The sequence below is a fragment of the Bifidobacterium saguinibicoloris genome (assembly GCF_019331725.1).
Lineage (GTDB): Bacteria > Actinomycetota > Actinomycetes > Actinomycetales > Bifidobacteriaceae > Bifidobacterium > Bifidobacterium saguinibicoloris.
The window spans coordinates 87,086-105,284 of the sequence record NZ_JAHBBF010000010.1 but is presented as its reverse complement, the minus strand read 5'-3'; the positions used below and the strand labels follow the sequence as shown (position 1 = coordinate 105,284).

Annotated in this window: 8 protein-coding genes; 1 reads left to right on the top strand and 7 read right to left on the bottom strand. The window is 66.6% G+C overall.

Annotated features, from left to right (window positions below; genetic code table 11):
- The first annotated feature begins 167 nt into the window (after positions 1 to 167).
- Positions 168 to 1,718 carry a hypothetical protein gene (locus KIH78_RS07590; protein ID WP_219131867.1) on the top strand — a complete coding sequence of 517 codons (1,551 nt, stop codon included), beginning with the start codon at positions 168 to 170 and terminating at the stop codon, positions 1,716 to 1,718.
- Between the two features lie 260 nt (positions 1,719 to 1,978).
- Here the strand turns inward: KIH78_RS07590 and KIH78_RS07585 are convergent, their stop codons facing one another.
- From KIH78_RS07585 to KIH78_RS07555, 7 genes are all read right to left on the bottom strand, one after another.
- Complete coding sequence (locus tag KIH78_RS07585) at positions 1,979 to 3,931, bottom strand: zinc ribbon domain-containing protein (RefSeq protein WP_274608278.1); 1,953 nt, start codon at positions 3,929 to 3,931, stop codon at positions 1,979 to 1,981.
- 87 nt (positions 3,932 to 4,018) lie between these two features.
- Entirely contained in the window at positions 4,019 to 5,434 is a 1,416-nt protein-coding gene (locus KIH78_RS10820) for an FHA domain-containing protein (protein WP_219131865.1), read from the bottom strand.
- A 13-nt stretch (positions 5,435 to 5,447) separates the two neighbouring features.
- Positions 5,448 to 5,930, bottom strand: a complete 483-nt coding sequence (locus tag KIH78_RS07575; RefSeq protein WP_219131864.1) for a hypothetical protein — start codon at positions 5,928 to 5,930, stop codon at positions 5,448 to 5,450.
- A 222-nt stretch (positions 5,931 to 6,152) separates the two neighbouring features.
- On the bottom strand, positions 6,153 to 11,459 hold the full coding sequence (locus tag KIH78_RS07570; protein ID WP_219131863.1) for a hypothetical protein: 5,307 nt from the start codon (positions 11,457 to 11,459) through the stop codon (positions 6,153 to 6,155).
- Entirely contained in the window at positions 11,459 to 12,064 is a 606-nt protein-coding gene (locus KIH78_RS07565; RefSeq protein ID WP_219131862.1) for a hypothetical protein, read from the bottom strand. The genes KIH78_RS07570 and KIH78_RS07565 overlap by 1 nt, the downstream gene beginning before the upstream one ends.
- Complete coding sequence (locus tag KIH78_RS07560; RefSeq protein ID WP_219131861.1) at positions 12,061 to 13,782, bottom strand: serine/threonine-protein kinase; 1,722 nt, start codon at positions 13,780 to 13,782, stop codon at positions 12,061 to 12,063. The genes KIH78_RS07565 and KIH78_RS07560 overlap by 4 nt, the downstream gene beginning before the upstream one ends.
- A gap of 269 nt (positions 13,783 to 14,051) precedes the next feature.
- Positions 14,052 to 18,176: a DNA-directed RNA polymerase subunit beta' gene (locus tag KIH78_RS07555; protein WP_219131860.1), complete on the bottom strand. Its 4,125-nt coding sequence runs from the start codon at positions 18,174 to 18,176 to the stop codon at positions 14,052 to 14,054.
- Between the last annotated feature and the right edge of the window lie 23 nt (positions 18,177 to 18,199).

Sequence of the window (18,199 nt, the reverse complement as noted above, 5' to 3'; positions counted from 1 at the left end):
ACCCCTCATCCGGCACCCCACCCGGACGCGTCGTTTCCAAGTGATCATCTTCGGCTTCCAAGAAAACAGGCCGAACGATGCTAGGCTGGAGACACGCACCCGGCTGTACGACATGGTCATCGAAGGCGAATGACCCGACCGGATGAGGGGAAGGAAAGGAAACTTTCATGAGTGAGGAATATCCGAACGCGACGGAGGCACAGCCCGCCCAACCCGAGCAGAACGGACAGGTCCCCTTCGACCAGTCCACCCAGCCGGCGCAACAGGAGTGGCGTCCCTCCCCGGAGTCCGCGCCCCAGCAGCAGACGGCACCGTCCGGGGCACCGTTCGCCCCGCAGGGCCAATACCCTGCGCAGCCGCAGTTCCCGGCGCAACCGGGATTCCCCCCGCAGGGACAGTTCCCAGCGCAGCCGCAGTATCCGGCGCAACCGCAGTTCCCGCAGGGCCAGCCCCAGCCGGTCGCGGGATTCCCCCAGCAACAGGCGTTCCCCGCCGCTCCCCAGTTCCCAGCTCCGGCAGCCCCGGCTCCGGCCGTTCCCGGAACCCCCACGGCACCCGAAGCCGGCGTTCCGGAAGGCGCTCCCATTTCAGGTGATGCCGCTCCTGAGGCGACGGCGCCGGTCGAAGCGCCCGCACCTAACGGCACCGTCGAGCCGGCAACGGCCTCTGAAGGTGCAGCCCCCGTCAACGCCCCTGAATACCCCGCACCGGCGGGTGCTCCCGAAGCCGGATTCCCCGCTCCCGGCGCACCCGAATACCCTGCGCCGAACGGTCAGGCCCCGGTTCCGGGCGCTCCGACCCCTGGCGTTCCGGGCGTTCCCGGCACCCCGGTTCCGGGCGCTCCGGTTCCTGGCGTTCCCGGTGTTCCCGGTGCCGCGCCGAAGAAGAAGATGTCGAAGGGCGCGCTCATCGGCATCATCGTGGGCATCGTCGCCGCCGTGCTGGCCGTGGTGCTCATCGTGGTGTTCGTGGTGGTCAAGCCGTTCTCGCTGAAGTCCGATGACTATCTGGACGGCATGAACAAGACCATCTCCATCCAGAAGCAGTACAGCGACGTCTCCTCCGAGGTGACCAAGGCCACGAGCGCCGTCTACGGCTCGTCCTCGAAGTTCGATTCCGCCGATGCCGCCAAGCTCAAGAAGCAGCTCAAGGAGTTCACCGACGAGAGCCAGGCGTTCGGCGACCTCAAGGTGGCCACGCGTGACGACAAGGTCAAGCAGCAGTACGACAAGTACATGAAGAAGGTCAAGCAGTACGAGAGCTTCGCCAACAAGATGGCGAACGTCGCCGTGCCGATGAACGAGGCCGCCATCGCGTGCAACGACACGCCGAACGCCTCCTATTCGGACAGCGACTTCTACTCCCAGTACGACACGTACATCAAGAGCTGCACCGCCGCCCTGGACAAGGTCTCCAAGACGAAGGACGTGAAGGCCGTGGCCGACTACGCCTCCGCCATCAAGGACTACATCACCCAGCTGGGCGACATCATGAGCCAGATGGAGGCGCTGGGCGATCTGAGCAAGATCGAATACGGCACGGACACCTACAACAAGTTCCGTGACCTGAGCAGTAAGTTCTACGATCTGAGCTACCCGTACGACGCGTCCAGCGATCTGAGCGACGCGTTGCGCGACATGGCCGACGAGTCCAACCCGTCCGAGGCATTGGACGATCTGGACAGCGTCTGCCAGGACGGCTTCAACGAGAAGCTCTGATCCCGCCCGCGGCACATCCTGCCGAAAGCTGTAATGATGGACCCCTTCGGAGTATTCCGAAGGGGTCCATCATTACAGCCGCATTGCGTCCGTCCACCCGTCCGTTGCCTCGGTTCAGCCGTCGGTTCATCCATCCGTCCGCCCGTTGCGTCCACCCGTCCATTGCGTCCGTCCGATTCCGTACCGGGTTCCACGGATGTCGACCCTCGCACGCCGCATGCCCCGCACGCCGCATAGCGGCATGCGGGGCATCGCCGTTTTCAGTCCGTGTCGGAGTCGCTGTCCGTGTCCGCACCGGAACCTGTACCGGAATCATCCGTCCCCGTGCTCGGCGCCGGCTGGCCGGGTTCCTGACCGCGCGTCACGGTGACCGTGTCGCCGCGGGTGTCACTGCCATCGCCGGTGTGGGCGGCGACGGACCATTTCATCCATTTCATGGCGGTGTGGTCGCATGCGGTGAACACGCTCTCCTCCGGCAGTTCCGTGTACTCGCCGGTGGATTCACCGTGCTCGTCCACCGTGATCTGCTGGTCGGTGGTCTTCACGTAGATCCGCTTGGTGAGGTAGTTGATGCCGTGGAATTCGCCGCTGTCGAGCAGGAGCCTGTTCCATTGGTCGCTGTCGAGCACTTCGGTCTTCTTGAGGTCCTTGTCGAGCAGGAAGACGCGTTTCTCGCCGTCGTATCCCTTGTAGAGGATGTACAGCGTGCCGTCGGAGAACTGGTCCCATGCGTCGACCTCGGTGTACGGCTTGGCGTCGTCGATGCCGAGCACTGTGGTCATGTATTCGCCTTTGCCGGTGGAGGTGTCGAGGATGATGTCGCCGGATATGCTGCTGATCGCGTAATGGTCGCCGCCGATGTACCGGATGGTCTCCACGCTGCAGCCTGAGACGTCGGAGTTGCCGGGACAGTAGTCTTCACCGAACGAGGCGGTCTGCTTGTTGCCGTCGATGGAGTACAGGTGGTAGCCGGAGCTGTCCGTGACCATGTAGACGTCCTGCATGGTCACGTTGCTCGCGGTGGTCTTGACGACGGACTTGTATCCGTAACCTTGGTCCTCGATGGAGTCCTTGAGGTTCTGCAGCGTGGCGGCTTCGGTCTTGTCGCGGGTGAGGCCCATCACCTGGGTGTGTCCGACGTGCAGGTCGTCGTGGTCGCCGTCACCGGGGTAGGGTTCGTCGGTCACCCATGTCTTGGCGATGGCCACGGTGGTGTTGGACGAGCCGAGGATGCCGTAGTTGTAGTCCTCCTGCTTGTCGAGGTGGTTGTCTTCTTCGGTGCGTAGGTCGATGCGTTTGCCGAGCGTGCCGGCGTCGAGGTCAACCTGGTGTGCGTACAAGTGGACGCTTTCCGGCGTGGTGCCTACGGCTTTGGTCTTGACGGCGTACATGACGAACACGGCCGGGTTGTCGCCGTAGGTGGCGGCGATCTTCGGTTCGGAGTATTCCTTCTCCCCGGATTCGAGCATGGAGATGTGGATCTCCTTGGATTGGTCCATCGCCGGCGTCCAGACGCCCACCGAGTATTCGCCGTCCTCCGGGTCGGATGCGCTTGAGTATGTGGATGAGTCGGAGGTGTCGGTGGTGGAGTCGCCGGATCGGCATGGGATGGGGACGGAGACGAGTGCACTGCCCGTCCACTGCCAGTCGGAGGTGATATGGCCGTCGCAGACGAAGTCGGTCATGGCGACTTCGCTGACCTTCGGTTTGGTGGTTTTCTTCGGCGTTGTCTTCGGTTCGGCGGTCTTCTTCTTCGGTTTGGCGGACGCGGCCGATTGCGTCGTGTCCGCGGCGTCCGTGGCGTGCATGTGTCGCCAGACGAGGAATCCGGTCACGGAGGCGACGACGAGCAGCACCGCCACGATGGCCGCGATGATCGGGACCGCTTTCCCGTGCTTCTTCCGTCCACCCGTCCGGCTCGCGTCGCCGCCGGCGGCAGACGCGTCCGGAGCGCCGGGCATGCCCGTCGGCATCGGTACGGGTGGCGCCGGCTGCGGCACCGCAGACGGCGGGGACGGCACCGCGGCGGCCGGCTGCGGCACCGGCATAGGCACCGGTGGGACCGTCGGCGCGGGTCTTCCATGCCCCTGCGCCTGTTCCTGCGCATTCGTGGTCATGCCGGCACCCGCCGCCGCGGCCAGAGGCGCGCCGCAGTTCGTGCAGTAGGCCTGCCCGTCCGGCATCATCGTGCCGCACCTTGTGCATCGTTTCATGGTCCCTCCCGTCATTCCCGGTCTCACGACCGGTCCTACCGGTTCCGTTCCGTCCTGTCCGCGGCCACTTCGCTGCGTGGGGACGGTCTAGATCAGTGTGATGATGAACGTGTCGTCGGCGAGCTCGAAGTCCTCCCCGGAGGTGAGGAATTCGGTGCCGCCGGCGGCGATTTCACGGCCCCGAACGCTGGTGCCGTTGGCGGAATGGTTGTCCGTGATGCTGAACCGGCCGTCGGGCAGCATCTCGATGGTGGCGTGGATGCGGCTCACGTTGGTGTTGCCGCCCATGTGCAGGTCCGCCGTCTTGGACCGTCCGATGGTGGCCTTGCGTGCGATGGCGCCGGTGGCGTTGAGCGTACGGCCGTCGCGCAGTCTGGTGACGGTGAAGCCGGTGCGCGCGGCGCTTCCGAAGATCCGTGTCTCTCCGTCGTCCGCCCGGTCGTCCGGAGACGGTCCGGTCTGTACGGACGGCTGCGTCGGCCTCGGGGATGGCGTGACCGGCGTCGTCGGAATCGTCGGTTTCGGCGATGTCTCCTCCTGCGCCTGCGGACTCACCGGTGCCGGCTGCGGTGCCGGCTGCGGCGTCGACCCGTTTTCCGGTGCGGGGATTGCAGGAGCATTCGGCACGGCCGTCGGTACGGCGTGGTTCTCAGCCACCGCCGATGGCGTGCCGCCGAAATGGGAGAGCACCGTTCCGTCAGGTTCCGACTCCTCCGGCATCTCCGGCTCCTCCGGCATCTCCGGCTCCTCCGGCGTCTCAGGCCGCGTTTCGACCCCGACGCCGTTCAACCGTTGCAGGAGCATCGACCTCCGGTCCGTATGTTCCCGCGCGGTGATGGTCGATCCCGCCACGGTGGCGTCTTCCCGTACGGATGCGATGGTCTCGCTCCCGACGGTCGCGCCCACGGTCGCCCCTACAGTGGTCGTATCCTGCGCGGGTGGTCTCAGCAGGCCGAGGGAGACGAGCAGTCCGCCGAATTGCACGGCGGTGAACGCCGGCACCTGTGCGGCGAATTCGTGCACCGAACCCTGCAGCCATTCGCCGCGTGGCGTGACGGGTTTCACATGACGGTTCTCCCCCAGCAGTCCCACGAGCGTCGCCGGCGTGTGACGCCCGGCGCCCAGTCCCGTCAGCGGTGCCAGGGCGAAGTAGACGCCGCCGTTGGGCGCCACGAACACCTGCTTGGGGTCCCAGAGCACGGCAGCCAGCGGCACGCCGTTGGCCTCACACAGGTTCATCACCGTGTACGCGGCAACGAGCGCGCCGGCATACAAACCATCCGTCACGGGTTGACGCAACACGTCGTGCAACGTCGTGCATCCGGTCACGTTGTATGTGATGGTGACGCCGCCGTCGGTCGCGTCACAGCGGTACGGCAGCAGTGCCGGTCCGCCTGCGGCGAACATCTGCGCATGGGCGGCGTCCGGTCCCTCCCCACGAGTGGAGGACACCGTCATGATCGTCGTGCCGCTTCGCCGGTCCTTGGTTGTTCTGACTTTCACGATGCCACCGTCGCTATCGTTCCTCGACACCTTCACCGGGCGTCGTCGTCGGGTGTTCCTCCGGCGTACCGACCGTACCGACCGCATCCGGCGTTTCCGTCACCGTGGGGGAAGCGGCCGAAGGCACCGGCGCTCCCGTGTACGGAGTCGCGGATGGGTAGGCCACGCCCGGTGCCGCATAGGGAGGCGCCATCCGACCTGGCGCACCCGGCACGCCTGGCACACCCGGCGCACCGGGACTCGCCGGCGCGTACGGTCCCGCCGGCATCGGCGGCATCCCCTGGTACGGCGCGCCCTGCCATTGCCCGTATTCCTGCTGTTGGCGACGCATCGCCTCCTCCTTCTTGCGGACATTGCGCAGCACGAGCAGCGGCACCACCACCATCGTGACCACGATGGCGGTGATCACGATCACCAGAATGGCGATCGGCAGCGCCACGATCCACCAATCGGTCGACCAATCCCATGGACGGCAGTCCCCATTCACGCAGACCATGTCGTTCTCCTTCCTTTCCCATCGCCTTCGGCGACGGCCCGCATCATCATCGAAACGTCGATTCCATCCTAGGTCCGGCAGGCAAGGGCCGGGCCATATCGCCCGGCTTCCCCGGAGCCGGCGTGTCGCCCGGAACGACGGGGCGCCCGGCGCACACGTCCCCGTGAAGGAGACCGTGTCCACCGGGCGCCCATCATCATCGGCCCCTCATCGCCGTCCGGGTCACACGGCCAACGGGTCGCCGTTGCCCCTGCCGCGCCGGCTGAACACCACGATGGCGCCGGCGACGACGGCAAGCACGATGATCAGGCCGAAGATCAGCGTGTTGCGGACCGCCGGCGTGTTCATCGCGTACTGCCACCAGTTGGAGGCCACGTAGACGTTGTCGTACGTGGCGACGGCCTTGTTGCCGGCCTTGTCCACGGAGGTGACGGTGATCTCGTGGCGGGCACCGTCCGCGGGCAGACGGAACGTGGGCGTCGAGGAGAGCAGCGTGGAGCCCTTCCACGTGGCCTGCACCTCGCCGTCCACCGCGATCTCGGCGGAGTCGAGGTCGAGGTTGTCCTTCGCGTCCACGCCCACGTTGCGGCCGTTCTGGTCGTAGTACACGGCGCCGGACTGGATGTTCAGCGCGTGCGCGGTGGGGGCGGTGGTGTCGAGCGCGAAGTTCACCTCGGCGTCGCCCTTGCGGTCGACGTCCTTCTTCTCCATGGTGTTCTGGGAGAGGTTGCCGGCCTTGTCGGTGGAGGTGAGCTGCACACGGTAGAAGCCGTCGGCGGCGAACTGCTTCGCCGGGATGGTGTACACGTTGCTGCTCCAGCCCTTGTCGTCGCCGGCCTTGACGCTGTACTCGTCCTCGGAGAGCTGCTTGGCGGAGGCGTTCCGGGCGACCACCACGTTGGACTTGCCGGGCTGGAGTCCGGACACGTTGATCTCGGTGACGGTGACCGGCTCGCTCTTCTTCAGGTACGTGCCGCGCAGGTTCTCGGTGCCCGCGTTGAACAGGTACGTGGAGCCGAAGCGGTTGGCGGAGAAGGTCTTCGCGGTCTTGTACGTGTTGCCGGCCATGTCGGTGGCTTCGGCGGTGAGCGTGTACACGTCGTCGATGTCGGCCTTGCGTTCGAAGTCGGCGAAGTCGACGGTCTGCGTGTTGTCCGTGTCCTTGGTGGTGGATTGGGGCAGCTTCTTGTCCTTGAGCTCGCCGCGGTGGGCGCCGACGAGCGTCCACTTGACGTGCTTGGCGTCGAGGTTCGTGTCGTCCGTGTCGATGAGCGGGGCGACGGTGCCGGCGTAGGCGGTCTTGTCCTCCACGCGTTCGATCTTGATGGACGGCTTGGTCTTGTCGATGACGAATTCGAGTGCGCTGACCTCCTGCGCCACGTTGCCGGCCAGGTCGGTGGCGGTGGCCTTGATGGTGTAGTGCAGTTCGCCGGTGAAGGCCACGGTGTTGGTCCACTGCGTGGTCTCCTTGTCGCCGCCGGCACGAGTCCAGCCGGAGCCGCCCGGCGCGTTCTGCGAAGCGCCCTTGTCGTCGGTCGCGGTGGTGGTGATCACCGATTCGCCTTCGGAGAAGTTGCGTTCCGTCTCACGTACGGTGGCGATGCGGTCGGCCGCGTAGTACATGCCGTTGCGCACGTCGTTGTTGTTGAACGAGAGCTCGAGCACGGGGGCGACGGTGTCGACGGTGAATTCGTCGTGGAAGGTGGCGGCGGCGTGGAGCGGATCGGCGAAGCTTGCGTCGATGGTCCAGTCGCCGTCCCTGTCGGCGGCGAAGGTCGCGGCGTAGGTCCTGCCGTCCTTCGAGACGGCCTTGAACGCGCTCAACGGCACGGTGCGAGTCTGTCCGTCCACGGTGGCGGTGACGACGGTGCGGTCGCCGTCGCGCGCCTGGAGGAGGTCGAGGTTCGATTCGACGATGGTGACGGTGCCGGTGCGGTGCGCCTTGTAGTACTTGCCGTTGCGCACGTCGTTGTTGTCGTACGAGACCTGCATGGTGGGCGCCACGGTGTCGATGACGACGCCGTCGAGGCCCTTGAACGCGCTGTGCCAGGTGAGGTCGCCGGTGGTGGCGTAGTTACCGGCCTTGTCGCCGATGGCGAGGGACGTGCCCTTGGTCCACAGACGGAAGCTGTCCTTGTCGAGGGTGAAGGCGAGCGTGCCGTTGGCGTCATCCTGCACGAGCGAGCCCTTGTCCAGCGTGAATCCGCTGGTGTGCGGGTCGGTGCTGGGCGCCCTGCTGACGAAGTTGTCGTCCGGGTCGGCGATACCGAAGTCGCCGCTGCCGGGTGCTACGCCGGCGACGTCGTCGCTGATGCCGTTGAGCGTCACGGTCTCCGATTCGGCGAACAGGAGGCCGCGGAACACCGGGCTGGCGGAGCTCAGCGTGAACTCGCCGAACGTCGGCGCGGTCCAGTCCATCACGAACGTGCCGTTCGTGAGATAGTCGCCGTCGACGGCACCCTGGGTGGCCTTGTCGCGCATGCCCTGGTAGCTGAAGGCGATGGTGTACACGCCCTCCTGCTTGTCGGTCCTGCCGTCGAGGCGGACCGGCTTGGTGACGCTCCACTGGTATTGGCCGGTCTTGGTCCAGCCGTCGGTCACGTGCAGCGGGGACAGGTCCTGTCCGCTGCCCTTGCTGCCTTCGGTGAGGTTCGCGGCCTTCGCCCCGGCGTTGCCCTGGGCGAGCGGGAACCATTTGTCGGTCACCGTGTAGGTGGCGGACACGTCGCCGCGGAAGTAGCCTTGGCGACCGTCGATGAAGACGGGGTGTCCGTCCTTCTCTCCGATGATGTTCTTCTTGGCTTCGGGCGCGTTGTCGGTCAAGGTGATGGCGGAGACGGAGACGTCGTCGGAGCCGGCCTTCATGACCACCGCGGCATCGAGCCCGTTGAGCCCGTACGCGGCGTCGTTGGCGGCCTTGGAGACCTTGTTCGTCACGTTGTCCTCGGCGGTGACGGTGAGCTCGCCCAAATCATACTTGCCTTCGGCGTGCAGGGTGATGGTGCCGTTGCCGTCGGCGTCGAGTGCGACCTGCTCGGTCTTCGCCGGCTGCAGCTCCTTGCCGTCCAAATCGGTGCCTGCCGGCACGGCGACGGTCACGGTCTTGATGCCGGACGTGTGGTCGGTGCTGGTGGTGACGGTACCGTCGGGGGCCTTGCGGTAGTCCTTGACGGTGATGCCGATCGTCTGGTCGCCAGAGGCGGCGTAAATCCGCTTGCCGTCATAGGAGGTGTTTGCCGCGGCGAGGCCGGTGATGGCCGTGATAGTCGGTTCCTGGCTGTCGACGCCGAAGGTCACGCTGCGCGTGCCTTTGCTGGTGCCGAAGAGACGGTCCGCATCGGTGTTGGACGCGACGGCGGCCGTGTACAGGCCGTCGGCGGCCGGCTGGGAGACGGTCCACGTGGCGGTGGCCTTCGCCGGGTTCTTCGCGTCGGACGTGACCTTCACCTGTGCGAGGGTGACGGCGGTGGTCGCGGCGTCGTTGAACGTGCCGGTGACGGCTTCGCCCGCGTTGGCGTTGTTGGCGTACGTGGCGGCGAGGCGTGCGGCGAGCGGGTTGCCGTCGATGTCGGCTTCGAGGGTGACGGTCTTGGAGTGCCAGTCGACGCCGTTCACCTTGGCGTCGGCGTCGCCGGAGGCCGGCACGACGCGCAGCGTGGTGCTGATGTCCTTGGCGCTGCCGGCGAGGGTGAGCTTCTTCGGCAGGGCGGTGCTGCTGGCGTCCGCGGGCACCTTGTCGAAGGTGTTCGCGTCGCCCGGGTTGCCGAGCTTGTCGGTGGCCTTGACGGTGATCTTCGAGAAGTCATAGGTGCCGGGGGTCTTGAGCGTCATGACGAGCGTGTACACGCCGTTGCCCTGGTCGTCGAGGGCGAGGTCGTAGTCGCGGCCTTCCTTCAATGCGGTGGCGGTCCCGCCGTCGATGGGGGTGACGTCGCCGGTGATGGCGATGCCGTCCGTGTCGAGTCCGGCGCCGGCTTCGGTGAGGTGGAAGGTGACGTCGCGCGTGGAGGCCTTGTCCGGGTCGCCGCTGAAGGCGAACGTCTCGCCGGTGGTCGCGTCGGCGAGGTCGTTGGCCGCGTCGGCGCCGTAGCTCACGGAGTCGATGACGGGTGCGGTGGCGTCCACGTGGAAGGTCTGCGTGCCGAACGCGAGGACGAACCGGTAGTCGTACGTGCCGTCCATGGCGTTGGGGACCGTGAAGGTAACCTTCGGCGTGTTCTCGTCGATGGCTGCGGTGACGCCGGTGACGGCGGTGCCGTCATGGGTGAGCGTCAAGAGCGGCAGCTTCAGCGATTCCATGAGCTTCACATGCCTGAGGAACACGCGTTTGTTGAAGTTGTTCTTGTTCTTCGGCTCCACGGTGATCGTGGAGACGCTGGTGAAGTAGCCGTCGACCTTGCCGTTGCCCTTGTTGCCGGCCACGGTGTACTTGAAGCCGTCCCTGTACTGCTCATCGGCGTTGTCGACGACGATCTGCGCTGCCTTGTCGGCCTCCGGCAGGAGGTCGGAGAGTTTGGCGCTGACGGGGTTGCCGGCTGCGTCGGTGGTGGTGACGGTGATGTCGGTGACGTTGTACTCACCGGTGGCGGTGGGCGTCCAGACGAACGTGTCGCCGGTGGGCGTGCCGGAGCCGATCTCGTTGCCGTTCGGGGTGCCGTCCGCGGCGGTGATGGTGACCTTGTCGCCGTTCACCGGGGCGCCGAACGTGATGGTGACGGAGCCGTTGCCGGTGGTCAGGCGCGTGTCGGCGCCGTCCACGGTGCCCTTCTGCCAGTCGCCGTCGGCGGTGGAGAACGCGGCGGCGGTGGGTGCGGCCGGCGGGGTGGTGTCGTAGACCACGGCGGCGGGCACGGTGATGCCGTCGGCGAAGTCGTCGCCGTCGACGGGCAGACCGGTGTCGGGGTCGTCGGACGCGGCGACGGCGAACGCGGCGCTCGCGCCCTCGCCGGTGGCCTTGAGGTCGAGCTGCGGGCTGTCGTCGTCCTGTTCGGAGATGACGTACTGGTCGGCGATGACCCTGCCGGCGTCGTCGCGGGCCTGCGCGAATGCGCCGTACGTGACGGGGATGTCGATGTCGGCGCCGGCGGGCGAGACCGGGCTGACGCGGAACTTGAACGCCACGTCGTCCTTGGCGTCGCCGTCGTACTTGCCGGTGGTGCGGTCGAAGCCGCCGGACGGGAAGTCGGCGGTGTCGAGGGTGATGCGGAAACGCAGGGAGTCGGCGTTGGTGGCGCCGTTCACCGGTTTCGCGTCCTTCGCGACGACGCCGCCGGTGGCCGGGTACGCCTCGATGGCGAGGGTAGACCGCGCGGCGCGCGCCGCGGGCGAGACCGCGGCGACGGTGGTGGCGTCACCGGTCCCACGGGCCGCGGGGAAGCTGCGTGCGGACGCGACGTGATCGGAGACGGCGGACGAGACGGCCACAGCGGCCGGGGCGATGGCGCCCACGCCCAACGCGAACGCCGCGATGGCGATGGCCGAACCGATGGCCGGTTTGAGCCAATGGAATGCTTCGTGCTTCGGATTCATCACTTGCTCTTTCCTCCACGGACCAGAATGGTGCGGGATTCGTCATCGTCGTCGGTCGTATGCTGGTCGGTCTTGCGGAACTGCATGAGGGAGGTCTCCCCTTCGTCGGCGAGTTCGGCGGCGGACGCCAGGTTCACGGGGATCTCGACGAGCGGATTGCCGTTGTCGTCCTTCGCACCGCTTACGGGCGCGGCTGCCCCGCCAGCGTTCTTGTGCGGCCGTTTCGCGGACTTCGCCGGCTTGGCGGCCGGCGCGTCGAGACGTTCGCCTGCGCCGGTGCGGGTCTCGCCGTCCTCGGTGGGCAGTGAGCCGGAGCCGGTGCCGGTGACCGGACGGAACGCGATGTCGCTGGTCTCATGCGATCCGGTGCCGCCGGTGGTGTCCGACCGCTTGGAGCCGCGCCTGCCGAATTCGTCGGCATGCTGCCAGGAGCCGGCGCGCACGCCGCGCAGGTCGGCGATCTCGCGTGCGGCGGTGCGGCCGGTGAGCGCGTCGCGCACGGCGCGGATGTCGAACACGCGGTAAAGGATCACGGCGACGACGGCCAACACGATGGCCAGCGCCAGGAACACGACCGCGAGGGTCCTGAAGGTATCGGCGTTCACTTGGCATCCCCCTTGATATCGACGAAGGCGTTCGCGATGGCCTCGTACGTGGGTTGCAGGGCCTGTTCGGCCTGCTGCTTCGATTGGTCCTGCGCGTCCGTGGTGGGCGTCACCTTGCCGGCCAGATCGCCGGCCTTGCGGGCCAGCTGCGTCATCTGGTCCTGTCCGACGCCGTCGGCGCGGAACTTGCGCGGGTAGACGCGCAGCGCGTCCAATGTGAGGTTCGCGGCCTCGAGACGGATCACGTCGTTGTCCTCGGCCTCGGCCGAGGCGATGAGGTCGTTGAGCTTGGTGAAGTACGGCTTGTACTTGCCGGCGTCGCCGCCCTCGTTGATGAGCGGGACGATCTGCGTGTTGAAGTCGGCGATGTCCGCGTACATCTGCGCGATCTTCGCGTTCTTGAAGTTCTTGTCCTTCGCGGCGTTGTGCATCCACTGCGAGGCGGATCGGATGCGCGCGTAGCGGATCGGGTCGGAGCCCTGCGAGGCGCCGGACGCGGTCTTCATCTTCGGACCGTTGTAGTAGTACCAGTACATGCGGCCGGTGTCGTAGCTGAGCGAGGCCCACGCGTCCGCGTCCTTGGCGAGGTCGTCGGAGTGGGCGGTGATGGCGGCGTTGTAGACGCGCTCCTCCTTGTCGGTGAACGTGCCGTCGGCCGTGTAGCGTTCGATGAGCTTCTCGTACGGTTCGACGCTGCCGGTCTTGATGTCGGCGGCCTTGAGGTAGGCGTCCACGGCCTGGGCGTCGCCGGTGCTCTGTCCGGCCTTGTTCATCCAGTAGTCGTAGTCGTTGTCCTGCGCGCGGTTGGCGAGCAGCAGGGACCCGCCGGACAGGGCGAGGCAGACCACGGAGGCGATGGCCGCAGCGAGGAAGCCGCGCCACTTGGCGAGCAGCGCGCCGCGGTGCGCCGCGTCCTCCTCCTGGTAGTGCCTGAGCGCGTACGCGAATTCGGCGCACGTGTTGAAGCGTTCGTCCGGGTTCTCGCGCGTCGCCTTGTCGATGACGCGTTCGAGGCCCTCGCTCAAGGCGGGGTTGATGCGGCGGATCGGCACGATGCCGTTCTTGCGCGGGTGCGATCCGGTGAGCAGGTAGAAGAGTGTGGCGCCGAGCGCGTAGATGTCGGTGCGTTCGTCCACGGTGCCGTTCGGGTCGAACTGTTCGGGTGCGCCGAAGCCCGGCGTGCCGAGCTGGCGGTCGTCGCCGATGAGGGGGCGTTCGCCCTTGCCGATCTCCAGTGCGATGCCGAAGTCGATGAGTTTGACGGCGCCTTCCGGCGTGAGCATCACGTTGGAGGGCTTCATGTCGCGGAACACGACCGGCGGCTTGCGGCGGTGGAGGTAGTCGAGCACGTCGCACAGCTGGATGCCCCAGTTGACGACATCCTTCTCCTTCTGCGGGCCTTCCTTCTTGAGGAGGCTGGCCAGCGTCTGGCCCTCCACGTAGTCCATCACGACGAACAGGGAGCCCTTTTCCTCGATGAGGTCCACGATGCGCGGGATGGCCGGATGGTCGAAGCGCTTGATCATGTTCGCTTCGACGGTGAGGCTTCTGATGACGAGGTCGCGCTGGACGGGGTCGGAGACGTTGCGGATCTCCTTGACGGCCCACTGTTTGTTCAGCGAGGAGTCCATCGCCAGATAGACGGTGGACATGCCGCCCTTGCCTATCCGGGTCAGGATGCGGTACCGCTTGCCCACAAGCGTGTTTTCAGCCACCATACGTGCGGCCCCTTCTGCTTCTCTCGGTCGTGCTTCCACGCCGCGGGCGATCAGGGACCCGAACTACCTTCCCCGTACCGCCCACAGCGATACTTGATTCCTGACCATACTCTGAAAAACCGACAATACAACCCCGTTTATCGATGGCAACGGCCCGGGACCCCCGATGGGGGTCCCGGGCCGTTGCCAAGGATTCACCGTCCGTTCATCTTCGTCGCGTTCCCCCTGCGTTCGGGGGAATGCGACGGATGCGGGACGGGGCGTTCGGCTCAGACGGTGCCGTTGGCGCCGTCGGTACCGTCGGTCGTGCTGCCGGAGGCGTCGTCGCCGCCCAGGTCGGGCAGGTCGGTGTCGCCGAGGTCGAAGTCGGCGCCGCCTTCGGTTCCGCCGAGGAACTCGTCGGGGTTGAAGTCCTCGCCGAGCTTGAGGTCGCCGAAGTCGATGTTGGAGAAGTCCACATCGTTCATGTCGCCGTCGGGGAAGTCGATGCCGTCGCCGTCCGCGTCGCCGCCCAGACCAAAGTTCGGGTAGATGGTGTCGCGAATCGCCTTGTCCGGCTCGACCACCGCGTTGCGGTAGCGGGCCAGGCCGGTGCCGGCGGGGATGAGCTTGCCGATGATGACGTTCTCCTTGAGACCCTTGAGGTCGTCGACCTTCTGGTTCAGGGCGGCGTCGGTGAGCACGCGGGTCGTCTCCTGGAAGGAGGCGGCGGACAGCCACGAATCGGTGGCCAGGGAGGCCTTCGTGATGCCCATGAGCTCCGGACGGCCGGAGGCGGGCTTCTTGCCGGCCTTGACGGCGGCCTTGTTCACGTCGCGGAAGCGGCGCTGGTCCACCAGCTCACCCGGCAGGAGGTCGGTGTCGCCGGAGTCGATCACGGTGACGCGACGGCTCATCTGGTGCACGATGACCTCGATGTGCTTGTCGTGGATGTCGACGCCCTGGGAGCGGTACACGTTGTGCACCTCCTCCACGATGTTCATCTGGGCCGCGCGCTTGTTGAGGATGCGCAGGATCTTCTTCGGATCGACGGAACCCTCGACGAGCTGGGTGCCGGTGGCGACGTGCTCGCCGTCCTTGACCAGCATCGGCACGCGGCGGGACACGTTGTAGATCAGCGGCTTGATCTCGCCGTCCTCCGTCGGGGCGCCGGAATCGGCGTCCGGGACGAGAATGATCTGACGGCCGCGCTCGTTGTCCGTGACCTTGATGGTGCCGGCGAACTCGGCGATCGGGGACTCGCCCTTCGGCGTACGGGCTTCGAAAAGCTCGGTGACACGGGGAAGACCCTGGGTGATGTCGGACGCGGAGGCGACGCCGCCGGAGTGGAAGGAACGCAGGGTCAGCTGCGTACCCGGCTCGCCGATGGACTGGGCGGCGACGATGCCCACGGCCTCGCCGACGTCGACCAGCTTGTTGGTGGCCATCGACCAGCCGTAGCACTTGGCGCACACGCCGCGCGTGGAGTCACAGGACAGCACGGAACGGCACTTGACGAACTCGACGCCGTGGGCCACGAGATCCTTGAGGACGTCCATGGACAAGGCGTCGTCACGGTGGTACAGGACGGTGGAGCCGTCGGCGGGGTCGACCACGTCGGCCGCGAGCAGACGGGAGTACGGGCCGCCGTCCGCCGCCTTGACGAGCACGAGGTTGCCGTCGGCGTCGCGGTCGGCCACGCGGATCTGGATGCCCTGCTTGGTGCCGCAGTCCTCCTCGCGCACGATGACGTCCTGGGCCACGTCGACGAGACGACGGGTCAGGTAGCCCGACTCGGCCGTACGCAGTGCGGTATCGGCCAGACCCTTGCGGGCGCCGTGCTGGGAGATGAAGTACTCCAGCACGGACAGGCCGTCGCGGTAGTTGGACTTCACCGGACGGGGGATGATCTCGCCCTTCGGGTTGGCCACGAGGCCACGCATGCCGGCGATCTGGTTGATCTGCATCATGTTGCCTCGCGCGCCCGACTGGACGATGATGGCGAGGTTGTTCTGCGGATCGAAGTCGTGCTCCACGGCCTTGGAGACCTCGGCGGTGCACTCGGTCCACAGGTCGATGAGCTCCTGGCGGCGCTCCTCCTCGGTCAGCTCGCCGATCTCGTACTTGTCGTTGATCGTGGCGGCGTCCTCCTCGTACTTGGAGACGAGGGAGCCGCGCTCGGCCGGCTCGATGACGTCGGAGAACGCGAAGGACACGCCGGACCACGGCGCGCGGGTGAAGCCGAGGTCCTTGAGGGCGTCAAGGGAGGCGGCCACCTGGGCGGTGGAGTAGCGGGTGGCGATGTCGTCGACGATCTTGGCGAGGCGCTTCTTGCCGACCTGCTCGTTGACGAACGGGTAGTCCACCGGCAGCGTGTGGTTGAACAGCACACGGCCGTAGGAGGTGGCGAACAGCGCGGTGCCGTCGTGGAAGCGCTCCTCGTGCACGGTCTCCTCGCCGTTCTGGGCGGCCGGGTCGGCCACCTTGAGCTCGCCCGGCTCCCAGCCGGCGGGCAGGACGAAGTCGGCGGGCACGCGGATGAGCACCTTGGCCTGCATGTCGATCTCGTGCAGGTCGAGGGCCATCTCGGCCTCGGCCAGCGAGGAGAACACGCGGCCCTGGCCCTTGGCGCCCTCGATCACGGTGGAGAGGTAGTACAGGCCGAGGATCATGTCCTGGGACGGCATGGTCACGGTGTGGCCGTCGGCCGGCTTCAGGATGTTGTCCGAGGCCATCATCAGCGAGCGGGCCTCGGCCTGGGCCTCGGCGCTCAGCGGCAGGTGGACGGCCATCTGGTCGCCGTCGAAGTCGGCGTTGAAGGCGGCGCAGGCGAGCGGCGGCAGGTGGATGGCCTTGCCTTCCACCAGGATCGGCTCGAACGCCTGGATGCCCAGACGGTGCAGCGTAGGCGCACGGTTGAGCAGCACCGGATGCTCGGAGATGACCTCTTCGAGCACGCCCCACACCTCGGAGTCGCCGCGGTCGACGAGACGCTTGGCGCTCTTCATGTTCTGCGCGTAGTTCATGTCGACGAGGCGCTTGATGACGAACGGCTTGAACAGCTCGAGGGCCATCGGCTTCGGCAGACCGCACTGGTGCATGCGCAGGGACGGGCCGACGACGATCACGGAACGGCCGGAGTAGTCGACGCGCTTGCCGAGCAGGTTCTGACGGAAGCGGCCCTGCTTGCCCTTGAGCATGTCGGACAGGGACTTGAGCGGACGGTTGGACGCGCCGGTGACGGCACGGCCGCGGCGGCCGTTGTCGAACAGGGAGTCGACGGCCTCCTGGAGCATGCGCTTCTCGTTGTTGAGCATGATCTCCGGGGCGCCGAGCTCGATGAGTCGCTTGAGTCGGTTGTTGCGGTTGATGACGCGACGGTACAGGTCGTTGAGGTCGGAGGTTGCGAAGCGGCCGCCGTCCAGCTGGACCATCGGGCGCAGGTCCGGCGGGATGACTGGAATCACGTCGAGGACCATGGCCTCCGGCTTGTTGCCGGTGGACAGGAACGCGTTGACGACCTTGAGGCGCTTCAAAGCCTTGGTCTTGCGCTGCTCGGACGCGTCCTTGATCTCCTCGCGCAGGTCGGCGGCGATGGCCTCGAGGTCGAGGGACTGCAGGCGCTTCTTGACCGCCTCGGCGCCCATGGAGCCCTCGAAGTAGTCCTCGTAGCGGTCCTGCATCTCGCGCCACAGGTCCACGTCGTCGATGATGTCGCCGGCCTTGAGCTTCTTGAACTTGTCGAACACGGCGTTGAGGCGCGCGATCTGGTCGTCGTAGCGCTGGCGGATGGCCGCCATGTCGCGCTCGGCGCCGTTGCGCAGCTTGGCCTTGGCGGTGCCCTTGGCCTCGCCGGCCTCCTCGAGCTCGTGCAGATCGGCCTCGACCTTCTTGGCGCGGTCCTCAATCTCGTTGTCGCGGCGCTTCTCGAAGTTCGCGATCTCGTGGTCGAACTCGTCCTGCAGGTCGGGCAGGTCCTGGTGACGCTGCTCCTCGTTCACGGAGGTGACCATGTAGGAGGCGAAGTAGATGACCTTCTCCAGGTCCTTCGGGGTGATGTTGAGCATGTAGCCCAGACGGGACGGCACGCCCTTGAAGAACCAGATGTGGGTGACGGGGGCGGCCAGCTCGATGTGGCCCATGCGCTCGCGGCGCACGCGGGAGCGGGTGACCTCCACGCCGCATCGCTCGCACACGATGCCCTTGAAGCGCACGCGCTTGTACTTGCCGCAGGCGCACTCCCAGTCACGGGTCGGTCCGAAGATCTGCTCGCCGAACAGGCCGTCCTTCTCCGGCTTGAGGGTGCGGTAGTTGATGGTCTCGGGCTTCTTGACCTCGCCGTGGCTCCAGCCGCGAATGTCGTCCGCGGTGGCCAGGCCGATCCTCAGCTTGTCGAATGCATTGACGTCCAGCACTGTTGTGATGTCCTTACTTACTC

What these genes read in the sequence shown, in the direction of transcription:
- KIH78_RS07590 (WP_219131867.1), top strand. Translation starts at nt 168, where the DNA reads ATGAGTGAGGAATATCCGAACGCGACGGAGGCACAGCCCGCCCAACCC.
- KIH78_RS07585 (WP_274608278.1), bottom strand. Translation starts at nt 3,931, where the DNA reads ATGAAACGATGCACAAGGTGCGGCACGATGATGCCGGACGGGCAGGCC.
- KIH78_RS07575 (WP_219131864.1), bottom strand. Translation starts at nt 5,930, where the DNA reads ATGGTCTGCGTGAATGGGGACTGCCGTCCATGGGATTGGTCGACCGAT.
- KIH78_RS07570 (WP_219131863.1), bottom strand. Translation starts at nt 11,459, where the DNA reads ATGAATCCGAAGCACGAAGCATTCCATTGGCTCAAACCGGCCATCGGT.
- KIH78_RS07560 (WP_219131861.1), bottom strand. Translation starts at nt 13,782, where the DNA reads ATGGTGGCTGAAAACACGCTTGTGGGCAAGCGGTACCGCATCCTGACC.